Here is a 7,722-nt window from a genome sequence, read left to right as displayed (position 1 = left end):
GCCGTTTTATGCATTTTTTCATTGCCAAATACAAAGAAGATAAATTATTTAAAGAAACAAAGCTATAAATTAAAAAGTTTTGAAATCAGAAAAATTAGGTATGAAAATGGGCATACATTTTTCCTTGAAATTAAACTTGACGTCGAGCAGAATGGACAAAGTTTTGAGTGGTCTGAAACAGTGGATACTTCGAAAGGAAAAGTGTGGGTTATTGAAAAAGAAGATCCATACGCAAAGTATCGTGATGGGAAAATGAATTTTGAAATAGAAGAGTTAAAAGAAAAAGAAGTTTAATTTCGTTTTTCAATTATAAGGATTCAATAGTAAATAAAAGATAAGTTATATGAGATTAGCTTTAGTATAGGGAATACAACTATAAAAACAAAAAGAGAAGGGGCAAGTCCTTCTCAAGATTTAAAAATTACCATTCTTGAAAAGTTATATTATTTATCTCGTACCAGAAGCTTGATTTTACTAAAGTTATCGTCATAGTATAAGCTTCAACACAACCACCAACCGCTTCAGCATATTCACCTGGGAAACGCTCTGATACAACAATTGATTTACCGTCTTTAGAATAAGTAATCTTTGTGTTTTTACTCCAAGAAAGGTTTGTTGCATACAGGTCTAGATTGCCAGATGCAGGAATGTGATAGAAACGAACACCGTTTTTATTAACATAGCTTTTGACACATTTGTTCATGAAATTTTTAATGAAACTATCAGTAAACCATAGTTTCAACAAATTTACTGTTATTTCATACGTATGCTCAAAACCCAATACATATTGTCAGTTAACAGCGTATTGGGGAGTAGTTATGTCTTTACTGTTCCTTGTTGATTCGTACATCCTGCAAATAAAAACAGATAAAATAAAATCATATACTCATTATATAGCCTCCCCTTTCAATGAAATACTTCCAAATGATTGCAAGTGATACATTTGAAGGAGATTAATCAAATATTTCTAACGAAGTGTTGATACTTTTTTTATGGGTTAAAAGCGGCGACGTATCTCTAAATTGTTCATACGCTTCTAAACTACTTTAATTCTTAAACAAAAAATAAAATAACCCTTCTTATGGTTCATTAAATCCAAACATGGCCATTAAAATAATTGGTACGATTGTTACCATAACCACAACTAAGGGAATAAACCAAAGAGTAAAATATCTAAGCTTACCATTTTCTCCACGTTTAATTGCAATAACACTTAGAATAATACTTAAAACTAAAATACTTATGCCACCAAAAAATAATATGCTGATTACATGACTATCTGGTAGCGTATTGTAACTCATTGCAATAAGCAAAAATCCTAATATGGTTAATACACAAGACCAGATACTATATTTTTTATTCCTCAAGCTTGCAACTACTCCGTTCTACATCTTTATATAACTCACCTTAATTTCCAAATAAATGAAACAAGCTACTTAGAGATATAATTGGTTTACATATTTGACATTATTGAGCTAAAAAATAAGGCAGCTTCCTAGGGGTCAGGAGAACCATCTTATTTACATTTTGTATGCTATTTAATGTTTTATAGATTTACATTGTTGAAAATTGTATGTGATATTGTTTTGGTAGCTTTTCATTGCCGACATGTTCTAAGTCTAAATCCCGATTTATATATAAATCGTATGTTTTTCCTTTTTGATACCCACCATTTGGTGATTTAACGATCAATGTTTGAGGATCACTTATTTTTAATGAAACGGGAACCCGGTTACCTTCCTCATCCTGTACATAGATAGATTTTTCATTTACAATCTTTTCATTTATACCGTGGTCGAAATTAATAACCCATTCTTTATTAGGGGATACATTAGATTGAGTCATGTGTATATCTAGCTGCTTATCATTATCTTTTGTAAGAGTTGAATATCCGACATAACTTCCTATTCCTACAAAGGTTAAAGCACATAAAGCAACAAGTTTCTTTTTCAAAAAATTCCCTCCTTCATTTTGGTTAATTATACCACCTAAATTTTAAATAGTAAGTATGAGCATACACCTATGTTGGTGTATCTGATAAAAAATACAGGACCGCAATCAACAGAAGTGAAAGAGGTAATTGGACAATATCATAGAAAATATATGAAAGTCAGATGTTAAAATAAAATGGAGACACTAATGTCTAAAGTTCATGTATGGGTTGGAATAAGTAATAAAAATGATGAAGCCTTTGAAAAATATTTCTCCATGTAATGAAGAATTTTCTCGAAAAAAGATTAGGTAGTAATCTACCATATTACGATAACTATATACATCTGGTTTGATAAATCGGCAAACTTTTGTGGTAGGAGGTAAGAAAAGACGGAAGGGCGGTGGGTGGGCACGGTCGGAAAAAGACAGCTGGCCTTTCTTCTGCCGGAGCGCAGGGCGCATCCAACCTCTTCTTTTTTCCGAATTTCCTCCTTCCAACCGCGTTATCATGTCAAACTATCAAGTGTAACTTATATAAAAAAGATGTAGAAACCTGTATAATGACTTGATGATAAAAGATTGTTATTAAGTTTCTAAAACATATGTAAAGAAGACATCATAAGCTCTTTCTTTACATATGTTTTTTTGTTTAAAAATTTACTATCTTCATCTGAGGGACAGGGTTTTTTAACAAGAGAATCAAAACTGCTAGAAGCTCATAGCTCATTATTAGTAACACGAGATTGAAATGACATGATGTTGCCTTACACATGGGCAAAGGTTATTTTTTGATAATTTAAAAAGTTAATGCTGTTTTTAGGCAATCGTTCACAAATTACGAGTAGTTTAGGTGCAAAAATTGATGTTGCTCGTAATGAAATGGGAAATGTATCGCAAATCACTGCTTCTCGCTCATAGCAAGCCCAGTGGACAGCCTCCATGCAGTACAATGAGCTTGGTCAGGAAATCAAGAATAATGTCGATGATGTCGGGAATTTGTATGAAACGAAAGAAAAAGCAGATCGTGTCTATGGTGCCGGAAGCAGATTGCTTGAAACGAGAGAGGCAACATTCGCTTCCACAAAAGGTAGACTAATTGATCGACAAGCGATAATAGATAATGCGAAGAAAGGTTGCAGAAAATAATGGAAGAATTAAAAGAATCCGTTGTGAATTTTATTAATAATTATTCTAAATACAAAGTGGCTCTTGATTTGTTTCAAAAAGAAGCTGAAATAGTTTACTTGCTCAACAAAAGTATTGAGGAAATAAGTTCCCATATTCCATTGTCCCCTGAATTGGAATTTTTTTATTCTAATTTTGAAATTAGTGGACCAATTCGTAAAGATGGCTATGAGCTAAAAAACGTAAATATTGATATTGGTAATGCTACAATATATTTAAGTGAGCCAGCCAACCTATATAATAGACAACTAGGTTTCCGGTGGATTGGTGGCCCTCCATATAAAGAGGATCCTAGATGGAATCAATCTTGGGTTGTAATAGCAGATAAAGATGATGATCCAATTATTGTTGATACAAGTCAAAGAAATTCTCCCGTGTTAGCAAGTTATGAAACAAGTGAAGTATTTTATATATCAGATTCCCTGCATAGATTTTTTGAAGCAATTTCTGTAGTACTTGAAGTTATTTATAAGAACTTCTCTGGAGAAATAATGGATCCGGAAACTTTTGATATCAAGAATGATTTTATTGCAGTATTAGAAGAAGAACTAATTAAAGTGCTGAACAATGAGGAGCATGTTAGTAATTTTATGAATTATTTGTATGGATAATAGTAAAGCTGCTAAAACCAGTTTACCAACGTGAAAATTTCCTTTTCCCTAATAAAAAACAATTAATAAAGCTTCATCATTGATTGTTTTTTGTAGAGGCAGGTAAGCGGAAGTGCGGATGGAAGTAGTTATTAGCAAAAACCGTGCATGAAATGATTAAAGTAACCTCATTTAAATTGGTTTCTTTTTTCAATAAGGTAGCTTTAATCTTTAAGCCTGTTTCGGGTATGAAGGCTCATTATAAAGTCTATTAGTTAAATTATTTACGGGAAATTAGTGCAAGTTTCCTTTGCCTACACCATTCTTGGCAGCTTGAAGGCTTGAGAACAAGGTGGGAAGAAAGTCAAATTCACCTATGATACAGAAGAGTAGTTAACCGCTGTCATCAATGAGAAAGGTGAAGCGTACCAGTTTGAACGTGATACGAAAACAAGAAAAGTTTTACAAAGAATTCAATAAATATATATACTAAATGCCAAGGGTGTTGATTATCCAGTATGATCCAGAGTGGATCGTCATCACACCGTGCCCCAAACGGGCGTCGGTTCGTCTCCCACACCGAGAGGCCCAGATGTTTTGCCGGTCCGGCCCTGGCGCCACAAAGCGGCCGTGTCTCTTCCTCGTGAGAAAGACGAGGGAACATGCCGACGCGTGCACCTTCTTTCTTCCATCTTATGGATAATCAACAGGCGTGACTAAATGCAAGTAAATTTGAGATTAAAGGAGTAAGTATGGAGATAATAGAGATTATTAAAAAAATTGAACAGGATAGTAATTGCAGACTTGTGAAAAGGATCACAGATTTCACAAGTGAATTAGCTCTTCCAAAAGATTTGAATTATTTTTTTAGCAAGTATGACTCCTTACAAATGTTTTTAGATAAGCCTTATGGAATAAAAATAGTTTCTTCAAATGAGTTTATTCCAACTAGTAAAAGGCTTTACCCAGAGGATGATGTTATTTGGGAGGAACTGGAAGGTGATATTAGTAATGAGTGGTATCTTATTGCTGAATCTGAACAAATAAACCAATACATTAGTATTGACATGAGCAAGTCTCATTTTGGTTATTGCTATGATAGTTTCTTGGAAACCCATGCAACACCAGGGGATAGTCAGATCATTGCTAAAAGCTTTACGGAACTGTTAGAGCATTTATACTCTAGTAAAGGTGAAAATTGGTTTTGGTTGGCTGAAAATTTCGAGTCGTATGGGGATGCTTATGATGGCAGGTAAAATATTTTTTAATAAAAAGAGGGTGCCGTACTGCGCGGCGATCAGATGACTTCGGTATGTTGCTGAAGTCATTTTTTTAACGCTCATTTCTTTGGTGTATGATTGATTGTGAATTTATTCTCTTATGATGATGAAGGTAATATTGTTCAGAAGATTTAGAAAAATTGTGATGAGTGGAAGTACGAGTATGATGGCAATGGCTCGATGTCAAAAGTCATCAGACCGGACAACACAGAAGTTACTTTCAAGTATGACTCGCTAGGCAGACGAATAGAGAAGAGTTCTAACGAAAAAACAATGAGATTCGTGTGGGATGGGAATACGATTCTACATGAGTATGTCTCGTGGGATAATTCAGATATATTCGAAAATCTAGTGAAGTATTCTTCACAGAATAACTCCGAAATAGCAGATAATCTAGTTACTTGGGTAATTAATGATGGGTTCGTACCTTCAGCTAAAATTACAAATGAAGGTAACTACAGCATTATTAGTGACTATCTAGGAACGCCTGTAGAAGCTTATGACAAACAAGGAAAACCAGTTTGGTCAACTGAGCTCGGTATATATGGACGGATGACAGCATTCATTGGTAAACAGAATTTCATTCCATTTAGGTATCAGGGGCGGTATGAAGATGTAGAAATTGGATTGTATTACAACCGATTCCGTTATTATTCACCAGTGGATGGTATGTATACACAACAAGACCCGATAGGGCTTGTGGGGGATAATTCGATTTTGTGTGGGTATGTTGGTGATCCGAATATTACAGTTGATCCGCTAGGTTTAAGTAGTTTTAATTCCTTTGAATTTGGCGAAATAACTCCTTTTCCAAGTGGCTTACATTTTGGTCAAAATAGAATAGTACCTAATTTTAGTACAATTGGATCCCAAGCTGCAGACTTAATTGTTGGTAGACCGGTACTTGAGGTTGCCAAAGATATTAGTCTCGGTAAAATCAATCCTAATGAGTTTTTGATTTCGTATACGACCGATCCTGCAACAGGTAAAGCAGTAACATTAAATATCAGGAGATTAGCTGCATTAGTCGAAGGAGGTAAATTTCCAGATAACGTAATCTTTGTTTCGTATGATAAAGTTCCTAGCCATCTCGTTGCTGATATAAAAAATAGACCTCCATCTACAACAATATCGATTACAAAGAATAAAGATGGTTCTGGTCTTGTTAAGAGTGTAACAAATTGTCCAGGCTAAAAATCGGGAGGTTTTAAGAATGTTAACTTTGAAGCCATTAAATTTTATATTCAAAATATCTACTACTGATTTAGAGTTGGTTTATACAGAATCGGGTGGCGTGAGAATTGAGGTTGGTGCTATACCATTAAAGAGTATAGATAAAGAAAAATGTGTTAACATAGAAATTATTTTTTCAATTGTAGCCGAAGTTAAATGCATAACGTTAAATTTCGATGAATCCAATTATAATGGTTTTTGTATTTCTGAGGAATCATCTATTGGGAATCACTTGGAGAATGATCTTCATCATCCAGATTCAGGGTTTTATGAAGTGATAGATTCTAAACATTTACAGGAAAATATAAAGAAGTACGACCCCAGAGATAGGTTGAATTTGAAACATTATATTGTTAAAGGATATGATAGCTATATTGAATTAATAGCATCGACGTATTATGTCAATGAGCTAAATTGATCTGTATTATAGCCCTGCCGATAGACTGTATACATAACCCGATCCAATAGGTTTAGTAGGAGATAATCCGACTTTGTATGGGTATGTGCAGGATGCGAATAGCTACCTTGATGCGTTCGAGTTGAATACGCCACTAGGTGATACAGCAGGGAATGGGTTTGAAGCACTTCTGAAAAAACGAGGCTACAATATCTACATGACTATAAAAAATAATTTAAATCATGAAACAAATATTATAGATCAGAATCTATGAGCGAAAAAAGTATTCGTGTTTGAAGTAAAAGCAAATACTGCAAGATTATCAGGAAAGCAAAAAGGAGTGAAACAATGTATACAAACAAATATTGGAAGTATTTTGATCGAGCGATAAAAGAGTACAAAAAAAGGGTGGTTTCAGATGAAGAAGTAAAAGAAATACTAGATGATCGAATGAAGGAAATGAAAGACTTAATTCAAAAGAATGAACGAAATTGTTTAACTGATTGCTTAGGTATATTAATAGGTATTGACCTTGAAATGAATGCAAAAAATAGAATACTAAATGGAGAACCATTAGCATGGATTTTATTAGAACAGCAACTTTTTTGGTTGAATCAAATGATCAAAAGCAATCCAAGTAGAAGAAATGTATCAGACAGGGAAATAGGAGGACTTATCGGGCTTTCTTTATTGTGGGGTTATGAAGATATTGCAGAACTAACATACAAGTATGCAACTAATATGTTCATGAAAGATCGAGATTTTTATTCTGAGAACAAGACTCATCATGTTTTTATGACATGCCTATATTACAAATGGAAAACTGGAGAAATGCCTGACTTGTTTAATATTTTACCGGATGATCATGTCTACCAAAAATTAATGCGCAGTTGGAACGATACAAATAATTTTGGAGAGCATCTTTATGAGCTTTGTGATTTTCACATCTATAGCCTAAGCGACACGCCACATAAATTAAGTGAAATTTTATCGTTTGACTGTATTCCCTACGATTATTATTGTATTCGATTAATAAGAGAAAAAGAGGGACTAGCCACACCAACTATAGAGCATCCGCTGCTTCAAACACCTCTGGCTGAAATTC

General features: G+C 34.0%; 8 protein-coding genes and 2 pseudogenes. 7 read left to right on the top strand and 3 right to left on the bottom strand.

The features are described 5' to 3' along the window. Positions 1-294, top strand: a pseudogene (locus HMPREF0083_RS28645) (hypothetical protein); the annotation flags it as partial. 127 nt (positions 295-421) lie between these two features. Here HMPREF0083_RS28645 and HMPREF0083_RS03870 read toward each other — a convergent pair. The 3 genes from HMPREF0083_RS03870 to HMPREF0083_RS03860 form a co-directional block, all read right to left on the bottom strand. Further along, positions 422-742: a hypothetical protein gene (locus HMPREF0083_RS03870; RefSeq protein ID WP_040301399.1), complete on the bottom strand. Its 321-nt coding sequence runs from the start codon at positions 740-742 to the stop codon at positions 422-424. A 337-nt stretch (positions 743-1,079) separates the two neighbouring features. After that, positions 1,080-1,367, bottom strand: a complete 288-nt coding sequence (locus HMPREF0083_RS03865; RefSeq protein WP_040301398.1) for a hypothetical protein — start codon at positions 1,365-1,367, stop codon at positions 1,080-1,082. 187 nt (positions 1,368-1,554) lie between these two features. Further along, positions 1,555-1,953 (bottom strand): Ig-like domain-containing domain, encoded by a 399-nt coding sequence (locus HMPREF0083_RS03860; protein WP_021619732.1) that lies wholly within the window; start codon positions 1,951-1,953, stop codon positions 1,555-1,557. A gap of 918 nt (positions 1,954-2,871) precedes the next feature. On the opposite strand from HMPREF0083_RS03860, the gene HMPREF0083_RS03855 reads away from it, so the two are divergent. From HMPREF0083_RS03855 to HMPREF0083_RS03825, 6 genes and pseudogenes are all read left to right on the top strand, one after another. Then, positions 2,872-3,078 carry a hypothetical protein gene (locus HMPREF0083_RS03855; RefSeq protein ID WP_040301396.1) on the top strand — a complete coding sequence of 69 codons (207 nt, stop codon included), beginning with the start codon at positions 2,872-2,874 and terminating at the stop codon, positions 3,076-3,078. Then, positions 3,078-3,728 (top strand): hypothetical protein, encoded by a 651-nt coding sequence (locus HMPREF0083_RS03850; protein ID WP_021619729.1) that lies wholly within the window; start codon positions 3,078-3,080, stop codon positions 3,726-3,728. The genes HMPREF0083_RS03855 and HMPREF0083_RS03850 overlap by 1 nt, the downstream gene beginning before the upstream one ends. Before the next feature lie 731 nt (positions 3,729-4,459). After that, on the top strand, positions 4,460-4,963 hold the full coding sequence (locus HMPREF0083_RS03845; RefSeq protein ID WP_021619727.1) for a hypothetical protein: 504 nt from the start codon (positions 4,460-4,462) through the stop codon (positions 4,961-4,963). A 183-nt stretch (positions 4,964-5,146) separates the two neighbouring features. Continuing rightward, positions 5,147-6,181 (top strand): annotated as a pseudogene (locus tag HMPREF0083_RS29685) (RHS repeat domain-containing protein); the annotation flags it as partial. Between the two features lie 19 nt (positions 6,182-6,200). Beyond that, positions 6,201-6,638 (top strand): hypothetical protein, encoded by a 438-nt coding sequence (locus HMPREF0083_RS03835; RefSeq protein WP_021619725.1) that lies wholly within the window; start codon positions 6,201-6,203, stop codon positions 6,636-6,638. Positions 6,639-6,965: 327 nt separating this feature from the next. Beyond that, on the top strand, positions 6,966-7,722 hold a 757-nt coding region (locus HMPREF0083_RS03825; protein WP_021619723.1), incomplete at its 3' end, for a hypothetical protein.

This window comes from Aneurinibacillus aneurinilyticus ATCC 12856, from assembly GCF_000466385.1.
GTDB classification, from domain to species: Bacteria; Bacillota; Bacilli; order Aneurinibacillales; family Aneurinibacillaceae; genus Aneurinibacillus; species Aneurinibacillus aneurinilyticus.
The sequence above is the reverse complement of the archived record's forward strand: the minus strand, read 5'-3'. Positions and strand labels throughout refer to the sequence as shown.